We start from the raw sequence: 24,437 nt of genomic DNA, 5'->3' as shown, positions 1-24,437 counted from the left end.
TCACGCTGATTATGTAATCAAGCGTATTTTTTGTCAAGCCCTAAAACAGACTTTTTCACATTTTTGTGAGAAGGTCTTTTCTGTTGTGTGTGAAAGTGAGGGACTTGTATGAATCAGGCATTCGAAACAGCGATTCAACAAGCCCTACGAGAGGTGGTAGAAAGCTTTGATGAACAGTATGTAGCTGAGGGACTATTAAAAAAAGATGCTATTATAGTAGATTTAGATAATTATAAACCTGAGTTGGTTGAAAAGATTTTGACAAATGCAATTCTAAATGAAGCATTTACCGAGGATATTGCTGGTGCGACAATTTTGAAAATCAATGATATCATTCAAATGCTTGAAGTTGATGAATATTGGTCAAACTCTTACACACGTTACACCAACAAAATCGGATTAGCGGTAAATAATCGCTATTTAGATGAAACAACAGATGTTGTCCTAAATTTCCCTTACAAAGATAGTATCTTAAAAGCTGGTATGACTAAAGATGATGTATCGAGGGAAGATGCTGAAGAATCCTTTTTAAATGAAATAGTTGCTCGAGAGGAGATTGATGTCCTCCTTGATGAAAAGATTTTTAAAAATGCTAAGAAATATGACAAAAACGGCTCTTCCCCTGTATCAGAAATCAAGGATACGGATAACCTGATTATCAAGGGAAACAACCTGTTAGCACTCCACAGTTTGAAAAAACGATTTGCAGGGAAGGTGAAATTGATTTATATCGATCCACCGTATTATTTTGAGGGGACAAAAGACGCCGATACCTTTTCTTATAATTCGAATTTTAAGTTATCCACTTGGTTAACGTTTATGAAGAATAGACTAGAAGTTGCAAAAGATTTATTGGATGACGGTGGAGTGTTACTTGTTTCTATGGCAGAAGATGGTCAAGCCTATTTAAAAGTATTGATGGATAATGTTTTTGTGAAGAATGATTTTGTTGAAACTTTTATTTGGCGGAATACTGATAACGCCGATTCACTTGGGAAAAAAAGTCGTAGTGGTGTGGAATATATCCATGCTTATGAAAAGAAGAAAGACCCAAGTGTTCGTTGGATTGGTAAGGATGCAGAAAATGGAGATGCACCATTATTAAATTCAAGTAATTCTATTGGAACACTTAGCTTCAAGGCAGGGGTTATTCGATTTAATATTCCAGATGGACATCATTTTGCTGGGCAAAAATCGTCAGTATTTCTTGAGGACGATTTAATAATTGAAAATGGTAAAAATAAAAATGCTATTCGGTTGACGGGTAAGTTTAAATGGGGACAAGACTATCTTGATAACGAAGTTTCAAAAGGAGGAGACTTTGTTATTAAATCAGATAAGTTTTCTATTCGATATCAAAAAGCAGAAGCAGGCAATGTTGCCCCAGAAAAATTTATTGATGAACGCTATCTATCAAAAATTTTTGGAGTGGGCACAAATGAAGATGCTAAAACTCATTTGAAAGAATTAGGTTTTGACTTTTCATACTCTAAACCAGAAAGTCTGTTAGCATTTTTTATTAGAGCGGTAACTTCTGAAAACGATCTTGTCCTTGATTTCTTTATGGGTTCTGGCACAACTGCAGCAGTTGCTCACAAGATGAATCGTCAGTACATCGGTATTGAACAAATGGATTATATTGAAACTGTAGCTGTCGAGAGATTAAAGAAAGTTATTGATGGAGAACAAGGTGGCATTTCTCAAGATGTTGCTTGGTCTGGCGGTGGTTCTTTTGCCTATGCTGAATTAATGGACAAAAACTCAACCTTTATTGATGCTGTTCTCAACTCTAAAAATTCTGATGAATTAAAGGCTATCTTTGACGACATGAAAGCCACACTTGATTTTGATTTCAGAGTGGATTTACAAGAAGTCGACCAATCTATCTGGGATGAAGATTTGGAAATACAGAAAAAAATTCTTGTGAAGATTATTGACAAAAACCAACTCTATCACAACTACTCTGAAATTGATGATGAAACCATTAAATCGCAATTATCCCAATCAGATTATGATTTCAATAAGAGTTTTTATGGGGAGAAATGATGGTTAGAAAAGCAAAGAAAAAAGAACTGATCTTTGAACTCTTCGATGAATTGAAACAGCTGGATATAGATATTTTGAACGAACAGCATGGTTGGGAATTACCACAGTATATTGTAGAAAATCTCAAGCATGAACCACGTTCTTATCAGAGTGAAGCTATTCGCTATTTTCATTACACTCAAGCATCAGATACTTTCAAGTTTCGAAAGCCAAGACAGCTGATGTTCAATATGGCAACTGGTTCGGGAAAGACTGATTTGATGGCTGGTTTAATCCTCTATCTTTATAAAGAAAAAGGGTATCAAAATTTTCTGTTTACAGTGAATACAAATGGTGTTCTGAGTAAGACCATTGATAATCTAACGAGTGCTCAATCTACTAAGTTTCTTTTCAATTCTAACTTAGAAATTGATGGGGAACATATCTTTATCAACCAGATTTCAGGAAGATTTCCAGATTTTCCTAATAAAAATGTAATTAATATTAAGTTTGTTTCAATTCAAACATTGACAAATGACCTCTTCACACAGGCAGAAAATATCATGTCATTAAAAGATTACCAGAAGACAAAAATGGTTATTCTGGCGGATGAAGCCCATCACTATTCTGCTTCTACGAAAAAGAAAAATAAAGCAGAATTGGAAAAAATCTCATGGGAAAAATGCCTACTTTCTCTTCTTCACGCACATGCTGATAATCTCTTGCTAGAATTTACCGCAACACTTGATTTTGACGATGAGACCATTTATCAAAAATATCGAGATAAGATTATTTACCGTTATACCTTGGATTCATACATCAAAGAGCGATATTCAAAAAATGTAAGACGCATTCAGACGGGGAATTCCAACGAAGATAACATGCTTAGTACCGTTCTTCTGAGTGAATATCGTCGCAAATTTGCTCTAGAAAAATTTGGGATTGAGATAAAACCAGTCATTCTTTTCAAATCACATAAAATTGATGCTTCCTATGAAGCAAATAAGCTATTCAATGAGATGATTGATAGTCTGACTGTGGAAAGTTTAAGATCGTTCCTTATTTCGCAACTGAAAAGTGTATCAGAAGAGCAAAGCCATACTCTACAGCTAGCTTATCAGTATTATCTCAAGAAGGATGATCTTTCAACTGTTGTTCGAGAAATTAAGCGTGGTTTTTCACCAGCTAGAATTCTAAATGCAAATGATTCAGATAGTGGCTCAAAAGGGTTGCTAGAAACAGGACAGTATCAAGCCCTCAATTCGCTTGAATCTCCCAATAATCTGTATCGTGTAGTCTTTGCTGTAGCAAAATTAACAGAAGGTTGGGATGTCCTCAATCTTTACGATATCGTTCGTATTAGCAACTTGGGAAAAATGAATGATAAAAGAGATGCTAAATCAACCAATTCCGAGGCTCAGTTGATCGGACGTGGGGCGCGATACAATCCTTTCTCCTTAAATCAAAAGATTTCTTACCAAAGACGATTTGATGAATCAGATGAAACAGCAAGTCTTTTGTTGGAAACACTACACTACCATACCCTTAATGAGCCACAATACATTAAGAATTTGATGGCATCACTTGACAAGATGAATCTTGCGACTGGGACTGATGAAAAAAATCCTCCAATTGAAATCAAACTGAAACCCTCTTTCAAGAAAACCCAAATCTTTAAAGCAGGTAAACTTTACTATAATGAGACTGAGGAAATTCCTGACAGTCACTATGTGAATTTACGTGCATATGGTATTGAAATTTCTAAGCTAGCCAATGTGACCTATTTTAAATCCACCTATGAGACAACTTACCTTTCAGCTGGAGCAATAGAGTTAAAAACGTCCCAATTAAGAGGAATTGATATTCGTTATTTTAAAAAATCAATTAGCCGTTCTAACTTTTTCCGATTTGAAAATCTGAAAAGATATCTTCCAAATCTCAAGTCTATGGAAGACTTTTGGGGTGAAAATTGGCTAGATTTGCAAAATCTTACACTCTCTGTCACAACAGAAAAAGAAACCATTGTAGAAGATTTTTCCGCTATGGAAAAGCTGAAAATTGTTGATAACTTTTTTAACCTACTAGCCGCCCAAATAAAGGCAGGTTATCGCAAAGCAAGAGGTACGAACCGCTTTATCGGATATCCAATTACAGAATATCTCGTTGATTATCGCAAACGAATACCTAATTATGATACAGCTAAGCAGAGTGGCTCCTTCATCGAACAAAAAGTAGCTAATATTAGTTTTGAAAAATTTGACTTTTTTGCTTACCAATCAGCTATAATTAATAGGAATGAAGAAAATCTAGTTAATGCTATTGCCAATCATATTGATGAACTAAGAGAACAATATGGAGATGTTTTCCTCATTCGAATGGGTGAAAACATGCTAAAGGGGACAGATAAAGTTGAACGATTGAAATTGCATCAATTTGAAGAGAATCCACGGGAAATCAATTTTTCAGGATTTCAACCAGACTTTATCCTACTTCTTCAAAATAAGGATTACTATCTTCAAATCTTCATTGAACCCAAAGGTGAACAAATAGCAGAAAAAGATAGATGGAAGGAGGAACTTCTTTCATATATCAACGACCATCAAGAAGATTTGATTTTTGAAGATGAAATTGATGGAGTTATCATCAAAGGACTTAAATTCTATAATCAAGAAAATAGTAAGCAAACACTCAATCAATTAGCACAGATAGCTCTTGAAAAACCACATTTTGGTGGAAATATTAGGTTGGACTTATTCTAAATATCAAAAATCGTTCTCTCTGTTCTGATTCCCTCTGAGTTTGGGACTGATCCAGACTAGCATAGCAATAATACTTGATTTGTTTTCAGGATAAATAACTTAGTCATTAATACAGTGCCTCCTTACCCAAGGATACCAAGACAGAGCAAAAAAGCCTAGATCAACTAGACTTTCTTTGTTTATTCTACTGTTACTGACTTAGCAAGGTTACGTGGTTTGTCCACATCAAGGCCACGGTGAAGTGTTGCAAAGTAAGCGACCAATTGCGTTGGTACGACCATTGAGATTGGTGAGAGGTAAGGGTGAACGGTCGTAAGGACGATATCGTCTGTCTCTTTAGCAACATTTTCTTCTGCGATAGTGAGAACCTTAGCACCACGTGCTGCAACCTCTTGGATATTTCCACGAGTATGGTTGGCAAGGACTGGATCTGACAAGAGGGCCAAAACAGGAGTTCCCTCTTCAATCAAGGCAATGGTTCCGTGCTTGAGCTCTCCTGCCGCAAAGCCTTCACACTGAATATAAGAAATCTCTTTGAGTTTGAGACTTGCTTCCATAGCTACGTAGTAATCTTGACCACGTCCAATGTAAAAAGCATTACGAGTTGTTTCAAGAAGCTCTCGAACCTTGGCATCAATGGTTTCTTTCTCAGAAAGAGTTGATTCGATAGACTGAGCTACGATTGACAACTCATGAACCAGGTCAAAGGCTTGGGCTTTGGCATTGCCATTTGCTTCTCCGACAGCTTTTGCAAGGAAGGCAAGAGCTGCGATTTGTGCTGTGTAGGCCTTGGTTGATGCCACGGCAATTTCAGGACCCGCGTGAAGAAGCATAGTATGGTTGGCTTCACGAGAAAGAGTTGAACCTGGCACGTTTGTCACTGTCAAGCTTGGAATGCCCATTTCATTAGCTTTAACCAAAACTTGACGGCTGTCAGCTGTTTCACCAGACTGGCTGATAAAGATAAAGAGTGGTTTCTTGCTGAGAAGTGGCATCCCATAGCCCCACTCAGATGAGATACCAAGTTCAACTGGTGTATCTGTCAATTCTTCTAGCATCTTTTTAGAAGCAAATCCTGCGTGGTAAGATGTCCCAGCTGCAAGGATGTAGATACGGTCTGCCTCTTGAACAGCCTTGATGATAGACGGGTCTACGACTACTTGACCAGCCTCATCTGTGTAAGCTTGGATCAACTTACGCATAACTGTCGGTTGCTCATCGATTTCCTTGAGCATGTAGTAAGGATAAGTTCCCTTACCGATATCAGACAAGTCAAGCTCAGCAGTATAGCTAGCACGCTCACGGCGATTGCCATCATAGTCTTGCACTTCAACGCTATTAGCCTTGACGATTACCAACTCTTGGTCATGGATTTCCATGTATTGGTTGGTTTCACGAATCATAGCCATGGCATCTGAGCAGACCATGTTATAGCCATCTCCAAGACCAATCAAAAGTGGTGATTTATTCTTAGCCACGTAGATGACTTCAGGATCTTGTGAATCAACCAAGGCAAAGGCATAAGACCCACGGATGATGTGAAGAGCTTTTTTGAAGGCTTCAAGAACTGAGAGACCGTCTTCTTCGGCAAATTTTCCAATCAAGTGAACAGCGATTTCTGTATCTGTTTGCCCCTTGAAGTGGTGACCTGCAAGGTATTCTTCCTTGATTTCAAGGTAGTTCTCAATCACCCCATTGTGCACCAAGACAAAACGTCCAGTCTCAGAGCGGTGTGGGTGAGCATTGTCCTCCGTTGGTTTTCCGTGAGTCGCCCAACGCGTATGTCCGATACCAGTTGTACCCTCAACACCAGCTGTCTTTGCAGATAATTCTGCGATACGACCGACCGCCTTAACCAGGTGATTTTCAGCACCACCTAGGACAAAAATTCCCGCAGAATCATAGCCACGGTATTCGAGCTTTTCAAGCCCTTGAATCAAAATATCAGTTGCATTTGTGTTTCCAACAACACCAACAATTCCACACATAGTATATACGACACAGACCTGCTGTGCTTTCCCCTTAAATTGGTATAGTCTGATTTCCCTTTTACAGAATCAGCAAAAACAGTATATACTTGTTTTTCTCACTTGTCAAGAAGAAAAATTGGTATAGTTTTTTATCTGGCATTTTATCAGAATTTCACTTGATACCTGACAAGTCAGCATCAATTACTTATAATAAAAAGAGGAGGTATTTGCCATGTGGTTTTTCTTCGCACTTTTATCAGCTGTCTTTGCAGCCCTAACGTCAATTTTAGCCAAGATTGGGATTGAGGGTGTTCCATCCAATCTAGCAACCGCTATTCGTACAGTCGTCGTCATTCTTATGGCCTGGGCCATGGTTTTCTTGACCAATAGTCAGACCGAAATTGTCAACATCAGTAGAAAAAGTTGGCTCTTTCTCATCTTATCAGGCTTAGCCACTGGCGCCTCCTGGCTCTGCTACTACAAGGCACTACAGATGGGCAATGCGACTGAGGTATCTGCTGTCGATAAATTCAGTCTCGTCATTACCCTCGTTCTAGCCTTTTTCTTCCTACAGGATGTCCTGACGTTTAAAACAATTATTGGCTGTATCCTGATTACGATTGGGACCTTGGTGATGATATTGTAATAAAAAGTGAGATGAACGCCATCTCACTCTTTTTATTCTTAAAATCCATTATGGTCGCTGAGTTCCTTGAACCAGTGCCCTGATTTCTTCAGACGGCGTTCTTGTGTTTCCAAGTCTAATTCAACCAAACCATAGCGGTTTTTATAACTGTTGAGCCATGACCAGCAGTCAATAAAGGTCCAAATCAAGTAGCCCTTACAGTTAGCACCGTCTTCGATAGCACGATGTAGTTCACGCAGATGCCCTTTGACAAAGTCAATACGATAGTCATCCTGAATCATCCCATCTTGACGGAATTTTTCTTCACCTTCAACACCCATGCCATTCTCTGTCAGCATCCACTCAATATTACCATAATTTTCCTTGATATTTTGAGCGATATCATAAATCCCCTGCTCGTAGATTTCCCAACCGCGGTGAGGATTGATTTTACGGCCCGGCATGATATAAGGCTCATAGAAATGTTCTGGCAAGAGGGGGCTGTCTGGATGTTTAGCAAAACGCGGCGCCATAACGCGCAAGGGTTGGTAATAGTTGACTCCAAGAAAGTCCACAGTATGCTCCCGAATAAGGTCCAACTCTTCAGCTGTAGAATCTGGCAGCAAATCATACTCAGACAAGATTTCTACCAACTCCTGTGGATAAGCCCCCAAGACAGACGGATCTAGGAAAGATTGGGCTTGGAAGAGATCCGCAATGCGCGCAGCCTTGATATCCGCAGGATGTTGGCTACGTGGGTATGCTGGTGTCAAGTTGAGGACAATCCCAATCTTGGAATCAGGCAGGACCTCATGACAAGCCCTCACCGCAAGACTACTAGCCAGTTGAGTGTTATAAGCTACCTGAACCGCTGCTTTGGCATCTACCTTATGAGGATAATGGGCATCATAAAAATAACCAAACTCTACAGGAACAATGGGCTCATTAAAGGTAATCCATTGGTCCACCAAGTCACCGTAAGTCTCAAAACAAAAACGAGCATAGTCTTCATAGGCTGAGACAGTCGCCTTATTTTCCCAACCATCCCCATCTTCTTGCAGGGCAAAAGGCAGGTCAAAATGATAGAGATTGACTAAGAGACAAATGCCCTTGGCCTTAATCGCTTCAAATAACTGACGGTAGAAAGCCACACCTTGAGGATTGACTTCTCCACGGCCTTGTGGGAAAATGCGAGACCACTGGATAGAAGTTCGGAAGGCTGTATGACCAGTCTCTACTAAAAGCTCAATATCCTTTTCCCAGTTTTCATAGAAAGTCGATGTTTTGTCAGGTCCAATCCCATTGTAGTAGCGATTGGGTTCCACCTGATACCAATAATCCCAGAGATTGTCTCCCTTGCCATCACCTGGCACTCGTCCTTCTGTCTGTGGTCCAGAGGTGGAGGAACCCCAGACAAAATCCTTTGGAAATTTTAGCATAGCTTTACCTCTTCATTTACTCATTTTCCCCATTATATAGAAAAAACAAGGTAAAAACTAGTTACATTTTTGCCTTGTTTTTCTTCTGATTATAGTTTTATTTCTTTCCGAGGATTTCAAGCGTTTCAAGCAAGTTGTCTGCATGAACTTCGATGGTGTCACCAGTCGCCTTAATCTTAACTTCTACGATGCCATCGGCTGCTTTTTTCCCAACAGTGATACGGATTGGAAGACCAATCAAATCGCTATCACTAAACTTCACTCCGACACGTTCGTTACGGTCATCTGTCAAGACTTCGTAACCAGCTTCCATCAAGTTGGATTCCAGTTTTTCTGTCAAGGCTTGCGCTTCTTCGTCCTTGACATTGACAGTAATCAAGTGCACATCAAATGGTGCCAATTCTTTAGGGAAGTTAACTCCCCAAGCGTAACGGTATTCACCTTTTGGCGTTTTGTTAACAAAGAGGCGAGCGTGTTGCTCTATAACAGCTGAGAGGAGACGACTAACACCGATACCGTAACAACCCATGATGATTGGCACAGCACGACCATTTTCATCCAAAACATCTGCACCCATGCTTGCTGAGTAGCGAGTTCCGAGTTTGAAAATATGACCGATCTCGATACCACGCGCAAAGTTAAGAACACCTTGTCCGTCTGGTGAAATTTCACCCTCACGAACTTCGCGGATATCTACATATTCTGCAGTAAAGTCACGGCCTGGGTTCACACCTGTCAAGTGGTAGCCATCTTCGTTGGCTCCGGCAATAGCATTGCGAACATCTTGTACCTTACGGTCTGCAATGATTTTGACATTTTCTGGTAAAGCAACTGGGCCAAGCGAACCAAAGCCTGCTGGGACGGCACTTGCGACTTCTTCCTCGCTAGCCACATCAAAGAAATCTGCTCCCAAATGGTTCTTCAACTTGACTTCGTTGAGTTGGTCATTTCCAACTAGAAGGGCTGCAACAAGCTCACCATCTGCCATGTAGAAGAGGGTTTTAATCGTTTGCTCTTCTGGCACGTTAAGAAAGGCTGCCACTTCATCGATGGATTTAACACCTGGAGTTTCGACGCGAGTCACTTCTTCTTCGGTAACAACACGGTTGCTTGGTTTGTACTCGTTTGTTGCCATTTCCAAGTTAGCTGCATAGCTAGACTCACTTGAGTAGGCAATGGTGTCTTCACCAGAAACCATCCATTTAAGCAATTCTACCTTGATTTCTTCTTGTACTTCTGCAGGAATTTCATCAAATGAGGCAACTGACTCGTCCAAGACAACCCAGCGGTCAAGGTCTGTACGAGCAGGAGTGATGGCCATAAATTCTTGGCTATCCTTACCACCCATGGCACCACCGTCACCGATGATAGCCTTGAAATCCAAACCACTACGAGTGAAAATTCGTTCGTAGGCCGCCTTGTACTCGTCATAAGTCACATCCAAACTATCGTAATTAGCATGGAAACTATAGCCGTCTTTCATGATAAATTCACGCGTACGGAGAAGTCCGTTACGTGGACGTTTTTCATCACGGTACTTGGGCTGGATTTGGTAAAGGTTAAGTGGCAATTGCTTGTAAGACTTGACAGAGTCACGAACAATGGCTGTGAAGGTTTCTTCGTGTGTTGGACCTAGGATAAAGTCCGACTTTTCACGGTTTTTCAGTTTATAAAGGTCTTCACCATAGGTTTCATAACGACCTGATTCACGCCAAAGATCGGCACTGAGAAGGGCAGGAGCCAACATCTCCACCGCACCAATCTTATCAAACTCTTGGCGCATGATGTTCTTAGCCTTTTCAATCACACGGTTAGCAAGTGGTAGGTAAGAATAAACACCGGCAGAAACTTGACGAACATAGCCAGCACGCAACATAAGTGCGTGGCTGATAACTTGAGCATCGCTTGGCATTTCGCGAAGCGTAGGGATTAGCATTTTACTTTGTTTCATAATATTCCTCGATTATCTAAAAGAAGAGTCGCATAATGTCATTCCAGGTCACAGCTAGCATCAAGACAACCATGATAACTACACCAGCCATGGTGACATAGGTTTCAATTTCTTGTTTAAGGGGTTTACGGCGGACAGCCTCTAGGATATTGAGCACAATCTTTCCACCATCCAAAGCCGGGATAGGAATCAAGTTAAAAATTCCAATATTGATGGAAATCATGGCTAGGAAGTAGAGGACATTCTCAATTCCATTTTTAGCAGCATCGCTACTCGCCTTAAAAATGGCAACAGGACCACCAAGTTTATTCAAATCTGGATGGAAAATCAAGTTTTTCAGAGCCGAAAGGATACGGAGCCCTGAGTCAGCAGCAGTTGTAAATCCACCAACAAACATGGATAGAAAGTCTGACTTGACTCCCGGTTGAACCCCGAGAATGTAACGCCCTTGATTTTCTTCTGGAGTAACAGTGACTTGCTTTTCGCTACCATTTTCAGAAATGGTAACATCTAAGGTCGGAGCAGTCTTATCCTTGGTATCAGCTTCCACAGCCTGGGTCAAGTCTTGCCAATTCTTAACCTCATGCGAGCCGACCTTGGTGATTTGAGCTGTCTCAGCCACACCTACCTTAGCCAAAGCTCCCTCTGGCATGACATGAAAGAGATTGGTTTGAGTATCTCTAACACCGCCTTGCAAAAAGATCAGGATCCAAAAAACAACAACACCTAAGATAAAGTTATTCATAGGACCTGCAAAGTTGGTGATGAGCTTACCCCAGATAGAAGCATTTTGATACTGTACATCCAGAGGAGCGATGCGTACTTCGGTTCCGTCTTCTTCAACAACCGTCGCATCATGATCCACTGCAAAAGTCTTTTCTTCTTCCAAGACCAAGCCTTTAATGAAGAGCTTGTCTTCAAAGTCAAACTGGGTTACCTGCATAGGAAGGGCCGTTTGATCCAACTTCTTTCCTGAGAGGTTAATCCGTTTGACCTTACCATCGTCGGCAAGTGTTAAACTGACTGGAGTTCCTGTCTTGATTTCTGTTGCATCATCACCCCAGCCTGCCATACGAACATAGCCTCCTAGAGGAAGGAGCCGAATGGTATAAGCAGTGCCATCCTTACCGATATGGGAAAAAATCTTGGGCCCCATACCAATGGCAAATTCACGAACTAGAATGCCTGATTTCTTGGCAAAGTAAAAATGTCCAAACTCATGCACCACCACTATAATCCCAAAAACTAGGATAAAGGTTAGCAATCCAATCATTCAATCTTCCTTTCTTTAAAACAGGCCAAATAAGTGCATCATTGGAAACACGATCAACATGCTGTCAAAGCGATCCAACACACCGCCATGTCCAGGGATAAATTTTCCAGAATCCTTGACACCAAAATGGCGTTTCATGGCACTCTCAATCAAGTCACCAAACTGGCCTGCTACACTGAAGAAGGCAGCAAAGAGGCTCATTCTATAAATCCCATAAGGGAGAGCAACAGTGCTGTCCACTAGCATGAAGAGTACTGTTATCAGTACCGCACCTAGAATACCCCCAACAAAGCCCTCAATACTCTTATTAGGAGAAACTCTCGGTGCTAACTTATGCTTACCAAAATTCACCCCCGTCAAATAAGCCGCACTATCTGTCGCCCAAACGATAAAGAGAGCCAGAAGAACCTTATCAAATCCAGCTATACGAGCATCTAGTAAGGCATTAAAGCCAAAACCAACATAAAAACTCACAGCAATCGGAAAGGCAGCATCTTCAATCGTATAGCTTTTACTGAAAACGGTCGTCCCTAACATAATTGTAATTAAAACGCTGTAGACAACCACATTTCCATCAACTGGCAAAAAAGTTAGGTAATTTTCTAAGGGGATTGTGAGGGCAAAGGTTGCAAGGAGGGTCAAGGTGCCCTCAATGGTCATAGTCTTTAGTCCCTTCATGTGTAGGAGCTCATGGACGCCTAGCATTGCTAACAAGCCAATCCCTATCTGCAACAGGAGCCCGCCAACAAACAAGACGGGAAGGAAAATAACCAGAGCCAGTCCAGCAAATAGTGTTCTCTCTTGTAAATCCTTGGTCATATTTTCTCCTAAACTCCTCCAAATCGGCGATGACGACGATTATAGGCAAGAATTGCTTCCTGTAAAGCTTCTTCGTCAAAATCAGGCCACAAGGTATCCGTAAAATAGAGCTCACTATACGCCCCCTGCCATGGAAGGAAATTGCTCAAGCGTAATTCTCCACTGGTACGAATAATCAAATCTGGATCTCGCACATCCTTAGGCAAATGTTGGGTGAAGAGATAGTTGCCAATCAATTCCTCTGTGATATCACCTGGATTGATTTTCGCATCTAAAACATCCTGAGAAATCAGCTTAAGCGCCTGTGTAATCTCAGCACGTCCACCATAGTTAAGGGCAAAATTAAGAATCAAACCCGTATTATTCTTAGTCAATTCCTCTGCTCTTGTCAAAGCTTCAAAAGTCGGCCTAGGCAAACGGTCCGTCTCCCCAATCATTTGAATTTTAACATTATTTGCATGCAATTCAGGAACATAGTTATCATAAAACTCGACTGGCAAGTTCATGATAAACTTAACTTCCTGATCTGGACGAGTCCAATTTTCCGTAGAAAAAGCATAGACCGTAATAACCTTAACGCCCAGTTTGTTGGCTGCCTTGGTCACCTTTTGAAGGGATTCCATCCCTGCCTTGTGTCCGAAAACCCGTGGTTGCATCCGTTTTTTAGCCCAGCGGCCATTCCCATCCATGATGATGCCAATATGATTAGGAACCTGTCTTGGAACCTCAACTTCTACAGCTTTATCTTTCTTAAAAAATCCAAACATGATCTTATTCCTATTCAAAAATCTATCGTTTTATTATACCATACTTCCCTATTTTCTTCTATTGCTAAGTTACTATCATTACTTATAAGTAACAAAAAATAAGCCGCCTGATTGGGCGACTTTATTTTATAGGGAGATTATTATGAAAAAGTTTTAGGAGTTTAAGTTAAGTTCCTCTTAACTTATGGACTTAGTATACCGCCCCTAACTTAAATTTTTCTTAAGTTTTTTGAGAAAGTCAGATTTTCCCATTTTTCTTGCCAATTTTTCTTGGACAAGCGTTCTTGATAGAGCTTCATTCGGTCTTCATTTTCTAAGAAGTGAGGAGTCGGGTGAACTTGAAAGTTCAAAATATCCTCTAAACCATAAGGCGCGAAGAGCTCTAAAGTTGCATCAGCATACAAGCGAAGACCTACCGCCGTACAGCGTTCCGGATATTTACTCATGGCATCACGAGAACTCATGTAGGGCGCAGTGTGGGGACTGTGCTGATGCATATAGACCTGATTTTTCAACTCCCACTGATACTGGGGGAAATCCTCTCTCAGCTTTTTCTCTAGGGATACTGTTTCCTCATAAGAAACATCTGGATCAAAGAAAATCACATCCACATCCGTCTCACTATCAAAAGGGGATTTGTCTGACAATAGATTCCAGATGAAATTCCTGACAGAACCTGCCGCCAACCAAGAGTCTTTCAGACCAAGGTCTCGAATGATAGTCAGAATGGTCATCATATCTGGATTTTTTCTAAAAACCTCTAGGATTTCTTGCTCATTTTTCACTGTATTCATACCCCAAATGTTCATAAGCCTTGGCTGTCGCGACCCGTCCAGAACGAGTTCGCATGATGAAACCTTTCTGGATGAGGTAAGGTTCGTACATATCTTCGACCGTCTCACGCTCCTCGGCAATATTAACCGAAAGGGTTCCCAGCCCAACTGGACCACCACCGTACATCTCAATCATTGTATGAAGGATTTTTTGATCCACATAGTCCAATCCTTCATGGTCAACATCTAGCATGGTTAATGCCCTATCGGTAATGACATCATCAATTAAGCCATTCCCCATTATCTGTGCAAAGTCGCGCACGCGCTTAAGGAGACGATTGGCGATACGAGGAGTTCCTCGACTACGTAGAGCCAACTCTGAAGCCGCCTCATGAGTGATTTCCATCTCAAAAATATCTGCCGTTCGTTCGACAATTTCTGTCAAGTCAGCATGGGCATAGTATTCCATATGACCTGTAATCCCAAAACGTGCCCGTAGAGGATTTGAAAGCATCCCCGCCCTTGTCGTCGCACCAATCAAGGTAAAAGGTGGCAAGTCCAAATGAACACTGCGACTGCCTTCTCCAGCCCCAATCATAATGTCAATGTAGAAGTCCTCCATGGCACTGTAAAGCACCTCTTCCACCGACATGGGCAGGCGATGAATCTCGTCAATAAAGAGAACATCTCCAGGCTCCAAATCATTCAAAATAGCTACCAAGTCACCCGCTTTTTCAATGACAGGCCCAGAGGTCTGCTTGAGATTGACTCCCAGTTCGTTGGCAATAACAAAGGCCATGGTCGTTTTCCCCAAACCTGGAGGACCAAATAAGAGTACATGATCCAGTGCTTCATCCCGCATTTTGGCAGCTTCTATAAAGATTTGTAGCTGATCCTTGACCTTATCCTGCCCAATATATTCACGTAAATATTGGGGACGTAGGGTACGTTCTACCAACTCCTCATCACCCATGATTTCATTATCTAAAATTCTACTCATGCTCCTATTATAGCAAAAATCCAGCCTACAAACAAAAAAGCCACCTGATTGGGTGACTTCTTTAGGGAGATTATTATGAAAAAGAAAAGTTTAGGATTTCATTAAATAAAGTTAGGAGGTCTTTATTTAATGATTATAGTATACAAGATGAATCTTAAAGCTAACTTAACTTTTTCTCTGATTTATCATTTTTTTTAAATTTTTTCCAGATGGAATATCCTTTCTCAAACAACAAAAAAGCCACCTGATTGGGTGGCTTCTTTAGGAGATTATGATGAAAAAGAAAAGTTTGGGATTTTATTAAATAAAGGGTACTCAATGAAAATCGAAATCAGACTAGGCAGATAGACGCAAGCATAACTATAGTTAGCTAAGTTGACTCTAACGAAGGCTGGTGAGATTTTCGAAAAGTATTAGGAGGTCTTTATCTAATAACTATATAATACACGAGGAGACTTAAACTTTACTTAATAAAAAATAATTTTTTATCTTTTTCGATCCACCCAAATCATTCCTGTGCAATCATAAGTAGATAGGGTTTCAAATCCCAGAGAACGATAGAATCCCAAGGTTTTCTCTGTTTGGTCTGTCACTAGTTGAACTTGATAGGCATCTTTGAAATCCCCTAAAGCCTCTTTCATCAAGTCTCTACCAATTCCTTGGCGCTGATAGCTCGGCAAAACAATCAAATCCTGGACAAAAACCGATGAAAAACCATCTCCGACCAAACGAACCAAGCCAACTATTGCCTCACCATCAAGTGCCAGGTAAATCGCTAATGAGTGAGACAAGGACTTCTCCAGCATCTGGGGTTGATGTGTATAGTTTGTCCAACCTACTGCCTGATAGAGATGCAAAACATCTTCTACCTTGACAATTTCTTGCTTTCTAATAGTTATCATCTCAATACCTCTCAGAATTCTCTTAAGCTCTTGTACTGCCGTCCATTTTTATCAAAATTTTCAGGAGCCAGCCATGCTTCCAAACGGGTTTTGACTTGGGGCCAGTCCTTATCAATCATAGACAGCCAATCCGTATCCCTCGTACGCCCCTTATAAACGACTGCCTGGCGGAAGGTTCCTTCATAGACAAAGCCCAAACGTTCCGCAGCTCGTCTTGATGGCAGATTTAGAGCATCGCATTTCCACTCATAGCGACGATAGTTAAGCTCCTCAAAAACATAGCGAGCTAGGAGATATTGAGCCTCTGTCCCTATACGTGTTCCCCTGAGTTCTGTAGAAAAAGTGACAGCTCCCACTTCTATTACTCGGTTATTCTGGTCAATACGCATGAGAGAAAAAGTCCCCAAAGCCTTACCAGTTGCCTTGTCTATAATCGCATAGTAAAAACGGTCCTTACGAGCCAACATCTGATTTAAGACGGTAACCAGTTCCTCCAAATCTGCCACTGGTTCCTGAAAGAGGTAGGTCCACATCTCCCGAGGAGTATCTGGACCATAAACAGCTAATAAATCCTCCGCATGCTTTTCCACTGAAAGAGCCTCTATCCGAGCGTAGCGCCCTTCTAAGAAATCAATGGAAGGCAATTCTCCTGGAGTATAACCTTCCATTGACTCACCAATTATCTGACCATATTCATTTACTGGCATTGTTTTCTCCTTGATTCACTTTTCAAACTTTATAATTGCACATAGTATATCATACTTTCATGAAAAAATTCAAAAAATCCTCCAGAGTTCAGCTCTGGAGGATTCATTTCTTATTAATAACGATATTAACAAGTTTGGTTGGCTTCAATAGTCCAGTGGACTATTGAAGGTGGCAGATAGGGCTAATAAACTCGTTATTTCACAACAATATTAACCAATTTATTTGGTACACTAATCACCTTCACGATTTCCTTACCATCAATCTCCGCTTTGACTTTTTCGTCAGCCAGAGCAATTTCTTGCAATTCTTCGCGTGATAGGTCTTTCGCAACCATGAGTTTGGCACGAACTTTTCCTTTGATTTGGACGACGATTTCAATTTCGTCTTCAACCAATTTGCTTTCGTCCCAAGTTGGCCAAGCCACGTAAGAGATGGACTCACCTGTTGCTGCGACTGTTTGCCAGAGCTCTTCTGCCAAGTGTGGCGCAACTGGGGCAAGCAATTGGATAAATCCTTTGGCATAATCCACATAGAGTTTGTCTTCCTTGTTAGCCGCGTTGACAAAGACCATGAGTTGGGCAATGTCTGTGTTGAACTTCATCGACTCGATTTGCTCAGTAACAGCTTTAACGGTTTCATTATAAACCTTGTCAAGAGCGCCATTATTTTCCGCAACGATTTCTTTGGTTGTCATCAAACGGTAAACACGGTCAAGGAATTTACGGCTTCCTTCCAGACCTTCTTCTGACCAAGCGATAGAAGCATCGAGTGGTCCCATGAACATTTCATAGACACGAAGAGTATCGGCACCGTATTGTTCCACCACATCGTCTGGGTTGACCACGTTCTTGAGGGATTTAGACATCTTGGCTGGTGCTTGCTCCAACTCTTCCCCTGTTTCCACATGGAAGAAGGAACCGTCACGTTTTTCAACCTTGTCAGTCGCCACAAGAGCGCCACGGTGGTCACGGTAACTTGTCCCCAAGATCATCCCTTGGTTAAAGAGTTTTTGGAATGGTTCCTTAGTCGGAACAACACCAAGGTCATAGAGGAATTTGTGCCAGAAACGAGCATAAAGCAAGTGAAGGACAGCATGCTCTGCACCACCCACGTAAATATCTACTGGCAACCATTGTTTGAGGAGCTCCTCATCAGCCAATTTCTCAGTGTTATGTGGATCAATATAACGGAGGTAGTACCAGCTTGAACCGGCCCATTGTGGCATGGTGTTGGTTTCACGACGACCCTTGACGCCATCTTCACGAGTCACTTCAAGCCAGTCTGTCAAGTTAGCCAATGGACTCTCCCCTGTACCTGAAGGACGGATGTCCTTGGTTACTGGCAAGACAAGTGGCAATTCACTTTCAGGAACGGCTGTTGAAGTTCCATCTTCCCAATGAATGATTGGAATTGGTTCACCCCAGTAACGTTGACGGCTAAAGAGCCAGTCTCGGAGACGGTAAGTCACCTTCTCTTGACCACATTCTTTTTCTTCCAACCAAGCGACAATCTTGGCAATCGCGTCTTCTTTGTTCAATCCATCTAGGAAATCTGAGTTAACGTGAAGTCCATCTTCTGTGTAGGCAGCTTCTGCTACATTTCCACCTTCTAGCACTTCTACGATTGGAAGGCCAAATTGTTTGGCAAATTCCCAGTCACGTTGGTCATGGGCAGGCACAGCCATGACAGCACCTGTTCCATAACTAGCAAGAACATAGTCCGCAATCCAGATTGGGATTTCTTTGCCATTGACAGGGTTGATGGCATAGGCACCTGTCCAAACACCAGTTTTTTCTTTGGCAAGGTCAGTACGAGCTAAGTCAGACTTGAGGCTAGCTTGGTGTTTGTAGTCTGCAACTGCTTCGGCTTGTTCTGGGCTGACGATAGCATCTACCAAATCATGCTCAGGTGCCAAAACAGTGAAAGTCGCACCAAAAAGAGTATCAGGACGAGTAGTAAAGACGGTGAATTCCTTGTCTGTTCCTTTTACTTTGAAAGTCACATTAGCACCAGTTGATTTCCCAATCCAGTTGCGTTGCATATCCTTGATAGACTCTGGCCAGTCAAGGTCATCCAAGTCGTTGAGCAAGCGCTCTGCATAGGCAGTGATCTTGAGCATCCATTGGCGCATTGGTTTGCGGACAACTGGATAACCTCCACGCTCAGAAGTTCCGTCAGGAAGGACTTCTTCGTTGGCGATGGCTGTTCCCAATTCCTCAACCCAGTTTACTGGCACTTCCGCTTCATAGGCCAAGCCTTTTTCGTAAAGCTTGGTGAAAATCCATTGCGTCCACTTGTAGTAGTTTGGATCTGTTGTGTTGACTTCACGATCCCAGTCGTAAGAAAATCCAAGCGCATTGATTTGGCGTTTGAAGTTGGCAATGTTCTCCGCCGTAAATTCTGCCGGGTCATTTCCTGTGTCCATAGCGTACTGCTCAGCTGGCAAACCAAAGGCATCCCATCCCATTGGGTGAAGGACGTTGTATCCTTGCGCACGTTTGTAACGGCTGAGGATATCCGTTGCTGTATAACCTTCTGGGTGTCCTACGTGCAATCCAGCTCCTGATGGATATGGGAACATATCGAGAGCATAAAACTTCGGTTTTGATGCGTCTGTTCCTGTCTTAAATGTATGATGTTGAGCCCAGTAGCCCTGCCACTTAGGCTCAATTTCTTTATGATTGTAAAAACTCATGCTATTTCTCCAATTTTATGATGTTACTATTATACCATTTTTGGGGGAATTTGAAAGTCGAGAAAGAATCTTTTCCCTTCATTGTCAAGAAAGATTGGCACCGAAAACAATCTTGCTAAGCAGAATAAAAGATAGCTCCTATACGGAGCTATCCTTTATCAATGCTTATTTTCTTCCATCTTCTCACGTCCCAGTTCCCGATAGCTACGGTCACCAACGACATCGACTGTAAACTGACCGTTCTCGTATTCAAGAATCGTCACACTACCATTATCGAGACCATGCGGATGCATGCCATTAATCAGATAAACAATGGTACCAATGGTCATTCCATGGCTGACGACGAGAGCATTGCCCCCACCTTGTTCTTCCATTTCTTTGGCAATCGCTTCAAAGCCTTCCTTGATTCGACCACTGAGTTTTTCCCAACCTTCTGCCCAACCAGCAGTATCAACCTCTACCAAGCCTTCTGCCAGCTCAGCATAGGATAACTGATGAACATGATCCACCTTGAAAACACGAGGAATAACCCCCATAAAGAGATCCCCATCATAGGCCCCATCAAAACTACCAAAGCACCACTCTCTGATCCGCTTGTCCATGCGGTAAGGGATTTTCCCCTGTAAGCCCAGTTCTTCTAGGATAATTCCCATGGTTTGAATAGTCCGCCCTGAATCGCTGGAATAAGCGCGGTCAAATTGTAAACCAGACTCTCTCAAGCCAATTCCTAGTTCATGGATTCCCAACTCACCTTCTGCGGTTAGAGGCGTATCACTCCATCCTTGAGCACGTCCAATGGTGTTAAACATCGTTTTCCCATGACGGACCAAGTACAATCTTACTTTAGACATTTTCTATCCTCCATTTTCTTCTATTATATCATGGATCAAAGAAATATTCGGCTTTCAAAAGCAAAGCCAACATTTGTAAATTATCCAAAAGAAAAGCTACCCTCATGGTAGCTTCCCTAGGAGATTATTATGAAAAAGTTTAGGATTCCTATTAAATAAAGTTAGGAGGTCTTTATTTAATGATTATAGTATACACAGTCATCCTTAAACTCATCTTAAATCCTCTCCTTTTTTATTAATTTTTAAAACTATGGATTGGAGCTGGGATTTGCCCACCGCGAGAGATGAAATCGACAGACGAAGCCCCGTTGACCTTCATAACTGGAGCTGTCCCTAGCAAACCTCCAAACTCAATCATATCGCCTTCTTTGCCCTTTGGAATAATACGGACAGCCGTTGTTTTCATATTAATAACACCGATTGCCGCCTCATCCGCAATCATAGCCGCAATGGTTTCAGCAGGCGTATCTTCCGGAATGGCAATCATATCCAGCCCAACAGAACAGATAGCCGTCATAGCTTCTAGTTTCTCTAAATTCAGAGAGCCATTTTGCACTGCAGCAATCATCCCCTCATCTTCAGAAACGGGGATAAAAGCACCTGACAAGCCACCGACTTGGTTACAAGCCATCACTCCACCCTTCTTAACTTGGTCATTCAAAAGAGCGAGGGCAGCAGTCGTCCCATGCGTTCCAACTGTTTCTAGCCCCATTTCCTCCAGTACTCGAGCTACAGAATCGCCAACTGCAGGAGTAGGCGCCAAGCTTAGGTCTACTATCCCAAAGTCGACTCCAAGCCGTTCACTTGCCATTTGACCAACTAGCTGACCAATACGAGTGAGCTTAAAGGCTGTTTTCTTAACCGTCTCAGCTACTACATCAAAGCTCCGTCCACGAACTTTTTCCAAGGCACGCTTGACAACACCAGGACCCGAAACTCCAACATTGATGATGACATCTGCTTCACCGACACCATGGAAGGCCCCCGCCATAAAAGGATTGTCCTCAACAGCGTTAGCAAATACGACTAATTTGGCAGCTCCCATATCTGATAAATTTGCTGTTTCCTTGATGATACGTCCCATATCTGCAACTGCAGTCATGTTGATACCTGACTTGGTTGAGCCGATATTGACGGACGAACAGACCTTGTCCGTCTCAGCTAGAGCGCGTGGGATAGAATTGATGAGAACTTCATCTCCTTTTTGGTAGCCTTTTTGTACCAAGGCCGAAAAACCTCCAATAAAGTCAACACCAATCTCCTTGGCAGCCTTATCAAGTGCCTTTGCCAAAACGACATAGTCCGTCGCATCAGTCGCTGCTCCAATCAAGGAAATCGGAGTCACCGATACTCGTTTATTGACAATAGGAATCCCTAGTTCTGTAGCAATTTCATCTCCTACAGCCACTAGATTTGCAGCTTTAGTGGTGATCTTTTGGTAAATCTTATCAGCAGCACGTTCAATATCTGGATCAATACAGTCCAAAAGAGAAATCCCCATGGTGATGGTTCTGATATCGAAGTTCTGCTCCTCAATCATGGCAATGGTTTCAGTAACTTGTCTAATATCCATGATGACCTCCTAGATATTGTACATAGCATCAAAAATCGCTGCACTTTGAATATTGATTTTAACATTCAAGCTCTGACCAAAAGTTTCAAACTCATTTCGAAGAGTTGTGAAATCCTGCTTTTCGTCGCTAGAAACGACTGCCATCATGGTAAAATATTCGTCCAACACCGTCTGAGAAATATCATCAATATTCAAACCCAACTCAGCAATCTTAGTAGACACTCCCGCTACAATACCAGCCTTGTCCTTGCCAACCACTGTAATAATAGCCTTCATCCTTATACCCCATTTCTACGATTATTAGAAAACCTGAACGTTTTTGATTTTCTTTTTCCTTAGTATAGCATATTTCCGTAGAAAATACTAAAAAACGCCTGCTTACGAAGTTGTTCTTAAACAAAAAACAATTTCGTAAACAAGCGTCTACCCTATCAAATGATGATGAGTGTTCCCGCTAGGACCGAAGTCCCAGCGGTAGACCAGAGCTAGACTAAGAGCACAAGACTCCATCATCATAACACTCAACAAAATTGATGATTTTATACTAATTCGATGATCGCCATTGGCGCAGCATCCCCACGACGTGGTTCAGTTTTAAGGATACGAGTGTATCCACCGTTACGTTCAGCATAACGAGGTGCGATTTCTGAGAACAATTTTTGAAGTGCTGTAGTAGAAGTGTACTTATCAGTTGCTTCATCATAGTTTTCAGATGCGATTTCATTACGTACGAAAGCAGCTGCTTGACGACGTGCATGCAAATCACCACGTTTACCTAGAGTAATCATTTTTTCAACAGTTTTACGGATTTCTTTAGCACGAGCTTCAGTTGTCACGATTGATTCGTTGATCAAAAGGTCAGTTGTCAAATCGCGAAGCATTGCTTTACGTTGTGAGCTAGTGCGTCCTAGTTTACGGTAAGCCATGTATTCCTCCTTTATTTATCTTTTAATCCAAGACCCAAGTCAATGAGTTTGAATTTCACTTCTTCCAAACTCTTGCGTCCAAGATTTCGTACTTTCATCATCTCTGCTTCAGATTTTTCTGTCAAATCATGCACAGTATTGATACCGGCACGTTTCAAACAGTTGTATGAACGCACAGACAAGTCCAGTTCCTCAATCGTCCGATCCAAAATACGATCGTCAGATTCAGTATCAGCTTCTTTCATCACTTCAGTTGACTTAGCAATCTCAGTAAGATTTGTAAACAAATCAAGATGTTCTGTCAAGATACGTGCTGAAAGCCCTAAAGCATCTTCTGGAATAATTGTTCCATTAGTCAAGATTTCAAGGGTTAATTTGTCAAATCCATCATTGCTACCTACACGAGCAGGTTCAACTTGATAGTTGACTTTTGTAACTGGTGTATAAATAGAATCTACAGCAAGTGTTCCAACTGGTGCATTATCTTTTTTGTTTTCATCAGCAGGTACATATCCACGACCACTGTTAACAGTCATTGTCGCTTTTAGGGAAGAACCTTCACCGATTGTAAAGAGATAATGATCTGGATTTACAATCTCAATATCACTATCAGTCAAAATGTCTCCAGCTGTAATTTCAGCAGGACCTTCAACGTCAAGTTCAATGATTTTTTCGTCTTCAACGTATGATTTCACTGCAATCCCTTTAATGTTCAGAATGATTTGCATCACGTCTTCACGAACACCTGGAACTGTGTCGAACTCATGCAAGACACCTTCAATATTGATAGATGTCACTGCTGCTCCTGGTAGAGAAGCTAGTAGTACACGACGAAGAGAGTTACCAAGAGTTGTACCGTAGCCACGTTCAAGTGGTTCGATTACAAACTTGCCATAATCTTTATTTTCATCAATTTTTGTTATATTTGGTTTTTCAAACTCAATCATTTAGTTACTCCCTCTTAAACGAAAAGCAGTGTAATGCGATGATTATACACGGCGACGTTTTGGAGGACGAGCACCATTGTGTGGCACTGGAGTCACATCACGAATTGCTGTTACTTCAAGACCAGCGGCAGCAAGCGCACGAATAGCTGACTCACGACCAGAACCTGGACCTTTTACAGTAACTTCAACTGATTTAAGACCGTGTTCTTGTGCAGATTTAGCAGCAGCTTCTGAAGCCATTTGAGCAGCGAATGGTGTAGATTTACGAGAACCTTTGAAACCAAGAGCACCAGCTGATGACCAAGCAATTGCATTACCATGCACATCAGTAATCATAACAATAGTGTTATTAAATGTAGCGTGAATATGAGCAATACCAGATTCGATATTCTTTTTCACACGACGTTTACGTGTTGGTTTAGCCAAGACTTTTA

General features: G+C 41.6%; 20 protein-coding genes. 3 read left to right on the top strand and 17 right to left on the bottom strand.

The features are described from left to right. Positions 1–108: 108 nt before the first annotated feature. Together M1F56_RS00980 and M1F56_RS00975 are read left to right on the top strand one after the other, a co-directional pair. Positions 109–2,046, top strand: a complete 1,938-nt coding sequence (locus M1F56_RS00980; RefSeq protein WP_247916561.1) for a site-specific DNA-methyltransferase — start codon at positions 109–111, stop codon at positions 2,044–2,046. Further along, entirely contained in the window at positions 2,046–4,784 is a 2,739-nt protein-coding gene (locus M1F56_RS00975) for a DEAD/DEAH box helicase family protein (RefSeq protein ID WP_247916560.1), read from the top strand. The genes M1F56_RS00980 and M1F56_RS00975 overlap by 1 nt, the downstream gene beginning before the upstream one ends. A 179-nt stretch (positions 4,785–4,963) precedes the next feature. Here M1F56_RS00975 and glmS read toward each other — a convergent pair whose 3' ends face one another. Further along, positions 4,964–6,772 (bottom strand): glutamine--fructose-6-phosphate transaminase (isomerizing), encoded by a 1,809-nt coding sequence (gene glmS, locus M1F56_RS00970; RefSeq protein WP_061598825.1) that lies wholly within the window; start codon positions 6,770–6,772, stop codon positions 4,964–4,966. 214 nt (positions 6,773–6,986) lie between these two features. Between glmS and M1F56_RS00965 the strand changes: the two genes are divergently transcribed. Further along, positions 6,987–7,400, top strand: coding sequence for an EamA family transporter (locus M1F56_RS00965; RefSeq protein ID WP_000264215.1), 414 nt, complete (start codon positions 6,987–6,989; stop codon positions 7,398–7,400). Between the two features lie 38 nt (positions 7,401–7,438). On the opposite strand, the gene M1F56_RS00960 is transcribed toward M1F56_RS00965, so the two are convergent. The 16 genes from M1F56_RS00960 to rpsK all read right to left on the bottom strand — a co-directional run bounded on the left by M1F56_RS00960 (position 7,439) and on the right by rpsK (position 24,429). Beyond that, positions 7,439–8,818, bottom strand: coding sequence for a glycoside hydrolase family 1 protein (locus tag M1F56_RS00960; RefSeq protein ID WP_247916558.1), 1,380 nt, complete (start codon positions 8,816–8,818; stop codon positions 7,439–7,441). Positions 8,819–8,915: 97 nt separating this feature from the next. Continuing rightward, positions 8,916–10,769 (bottom strand): proline--tRNA ligase, encoded by a 1,854-nt coding sequence (locus M1F56_RS00955; protein WP_247916556.1) that lies wholly within the window; start codon positions 10,767–10,769, stop codon positions 8,916–8,918. Positions 10,770–10,785: 16 nt separating this feature from the next. Beyond that, positions 10,786–12,042 carry an RIP metalloprotease RseP gene (gene rseP, locus M1F56_RS00950; RefSeq protein ID WP_247916554.1) on the bottom strand — a complete coding sequence of 419 codons (1,257 nt, stop codon included), beginning with the start codon at positions 12,040–12,042 and terminating at the stop codon, positions 10,786–10,788. Between the two features lie 15 nt (positions 12,043–12,057). After that, positions 12,058–12,861 carry a phosphatidate cytidylyltransferase gene (locus M1F56_RS00945; RefSeq protein WP_247916552.1) on the bottom strand — a complete coding sequence of 268 codons (804 nt, stop codon included), beginning with the start codon at positions 12,859–12,861 and terminating at the stop codon, positions 12,058–12,060. Positions 12,862–12,869: 8 nt separating this feature from the next. Then, positions 12,870–13,628 carry an isoprenyl transferase gene (locus tag M1F56_RS00940; protein WP_247916550.1) on the bottom strand — a complete coding sequence of 253 codons (759 nt, stop codon included), beginning with the start codon at positions 13,626–13,628 and terminating at the stop codon, positions 12,870–12,872. Between the two features lie 209 nt (positions 13,629–13,837). Then, positions 13,838–14,422, bottom strand: a complete 585-nt coding sequence (locus M1F56_RS00935; protein WP_247916751.1) for a nucleotidyltransferase family protein — start codon at positions 14,420–14,422, stop codon at positions 13,838–13,840. Beyond that, a complete protein-coding gene (gene ruvB / locus M1F56_RS00930; protein WP_282184659.1) occupies positions 14,403–15,401 on the bottom strand; it encodes a Holliday junction branch migration DNA helicase RuvB in 999 nt (332 codons plus the stop codon). Before ruvB ends, M1F56_RS00935 begins: the two co-directional genes overlap by 20 nt. A gap of 485 nt (positions 15,402–15,886) precedes the next feature. Continuing rightward, positions 15,887–16,303, bottom strand: coding sequence for a GNAT family N-acetyltransferase (locus M1F56_RS00925; RefSeq protein WP_247916549.1), 417 nt, complete (start codon positions 16,301–16,303; stop codon positions 15,887–15,889). 11 nt (positions 16,304–16,314) lie between these two features. Then, on the bottom strand, positions 16,315–17,010 hold the full coding sequence (locus M1F56_RS00920) for a GNAT family N-acetyltransferase (protein WP_247916547.1): 696 nt from the start codon (positions 17,008–17,010) through the stop codon (positions 16,315–16,317). 194 nt (positions 17,011–17,204) lie between these two features. Continuing rightward, positions 17,205–19,706, bottom strand: coding sequence for a leucine--tRNA ligase (leuS, locus tag M1F56_RS00915; protein WP_247916546.1), 2,502 nt, complete (start codon positions 19,704–19,706; stop codon positions 17,205–17,207). 158 nt (positions 19,707–19,864) lie between these two features. Next, positions 19,865–20,557, bottom strand: coding sequence for a histidine phosphatase family protein (locus tag M1F56_RS00910; protein ID WP_247916545.1), 693 nt, complete (start codon positions 20,555–20,557; stop codon positions 19,865–19,867). A 235-nt stretch (positions 20,558–20,792) separates the two neighbouring features. Continuing rightward, positions 20,793–22,130: a PFL family protein gene (locus M1F56_RS00905; protein WP_247916544.1), complete on the bottom strand. Its 1,338-nt coding sequence runs from the start codon at positions 22,128–22,130 to the stop codon at positions 20,793–20,795. 9 nt (positions 22,131–22,139) lie between these two features. Then, positions 22,140–22,406: an ACT domain-containing protein gene (locus tag M1F56_RS00900; protein ID WP_061598862.1), complete on the bottom strand. Its 267-nt coding sequence runs from the start codon at positions 22,404–22,406 to the stop codon at positions 22,140–22,142. A 263-nt stretch (positions 22,407–22,669) separates the two neighbouring features. After that, positions 22,670–23,056 (bottom strand): 50S ribosomal protein L17, encoded by a 387-nt coding sequence (gene rplQ / locus M1F56_RS00895; protein ID WP_000331493.1) that lies wholly within the window; start codon positions 23,054–23,056, stop codon positions 22,670–22,672. 11 nt (positions 23,057–23,067) lie between these two features. Next, positions 23,068–24,003, bottom strand: a complete 936-nt coding sequence (locus tag M1F56_RS00890; protein ID WP_000568992.1) for a DNA-directed RNA polymerase subunit alpha — start codon at positions 24,001–24,003, stop codon at positions 23,068–23,070. Between the two features lie 42 nt (positions 24,004–24,045). Beyond that, positions 24,046–24,429 carry a 30S ribosomal protein S11 gene (gene rpsK / locus M1F56_RS00885; RefSeq protein ID WP_001118385.1) on the bottom strand — a complete coding sequence of 128 codons (384 nt, stop codon included), beginning with the start codon at positions 24,427–24,429 and terminating at the stop codon, positions 24,046–24,048. Between the last annotated feature and the right edge of the window lie 8 nt (positions 24,430–24,437).

Origin of the sequence: Streptococcus oralis (genome assembly GCF_023109005.1) — a bacterium.
Taxonomy (GTDB): domain Bacteria; phylum Bacillota; class Bacilli; order Lactobacillales; family Streptococcaceae; genus Streptococcus; species Streptococcus oralis_BU.
Note: the sequence above shows the minus strand (reverse complement) of the source record. Positions and strands in the feature narration are given on the sequence as shown.

Bases quoted from the DNA above. Each gene is read 5' to 3' on its own strand.
- M1F56_RS00935 (WP_247916751.1), bottom strand. From the start codon at position 14,422: ATGAATACAGTGAAAAATGAGCAAGAAATCCTAGAGGTTTTTAGAAAA.
- leuS (WP_247916546.1), bottom strand. From the start codon at position 19,706: ATGAGTTTTTACAATCATAAAGAAATTGAGCCTAAGTGGCAGGGCTAC.
- M1F56_RS00960 (WP_247916558.1), bottom strand. From the start codon at position 8,818: ATGCTAAAATTTCCAAAGGATTTTGTCTGGGGTTCCTCCACCTCTGGA.
- M1F56_RS00965 (WP_000264215.1), top strand. From the start codon at position 6,987: ATGTGGTTTTTCTTCGCACTTTTATCAGCTGTCTTTGCAGCCCTAACG.
- M1F56_RS00920 (WP_247916547.1), bottom strand. From the start codon at position 17,010: ATGCCAGTAAATGAATATGGTCAGATAATTGGTGAGTCAATGGAAGGT.
- M1F56_RS00890 (WP_000568992.1), bottom strand. From the start codon at position 24,003: ATGATTGAGTTTGAAAAACCAAATATAACAAAAATTGATGAAAATAAA.
- ruvB (WP_282184659.1), bottom strand. From the start codon at position 15,401: ATGAGTAGAATTTTAGATAATGAAATCATGGGTGATGAGGAGTTGGTA.
- M1F56_RS00900 (WP_061598862.1), bottom strand. From the start codon at position 22,406: ATGAAGGCTATTATTACAGTGGTTGGCAAGGACAAGGCTGGTATTGTA.
- M1F56_RS00905 (WP_247916544.1), bottom strand. From the start codon at position 22,130: ATGGATATTAGACAAGTTACTGAAACCATTGCCATGATTGAGGAGCAG.
- glmS (WP_061598825.1), bottom strand. From the start codon at position 6,772: ATGTGTGGAATTGTTGGTGTTGTTGGAAACACAAATGCAACTGATATT.
- M1F56_RS00940 (WP_247916550.1), bottom strand. From the start codon at position 13,628: ATGTTTGGATTTTTTAAGAAAGATAAAGCTGTAGAAGTTGAGGTTCCA.
- rplQ (WP_000331493.1), bottom strand. From the start codon at position 23,056: ATGGCTTACCGTAAACTAGGACGCACTAGCTCACAACGTAAAGCAATG.
- M1F56_RS00975 (WP_247916560.1), top strand. From the start codon at position 2,046: ATGGTTAGAAAAGCAAAGAAAAAAGAACTGATCTTTGAACTCTTCGAT.
- M1F56_RS00910 (WP_247916545.1), bottom strand. From the start codon at position 20,557: ATGTCTAAAGTAAGATTGTACTTGGTCCGTCATGGGAAAACGATGTTT.
- M1F56_RS00925 (WP_247916549.1), bottom strand. From the start codon at position 16,303: ATGATAACTATTAGAAAGCAAGAAATTGTCAAGGTAGAAGATGTTTTG.
- rseP (WP_247916554.1), bottom strand. From the start codon at position 12,042: ATGATTGGATTGCTAACCTTTATCCTAGTTTTTGGGATTATAGTGGTG.
- M1F56_RS00955 (WP_247916556.1), bottom strand. From the start codon at position 10,769: ATGAAACAAAGTAAAATGCTAATCCCTACGCTTCGCGAAATGCCAAGC.
- M1F56_RS00945 (WP_247916552.1), bottom strand. From the start codon at position 12,861: ATGACCAAGGATTTACAAGAGAGAACACTATTTGCTGGACTGGCTCTG.
- M1F56_RS00980 (WP_247916561.1), top strand. From the start codon at position 109: ATGAATCAGGCATTCGAAACAGCGATTCAACAAGCCCTACGAGAGGTG.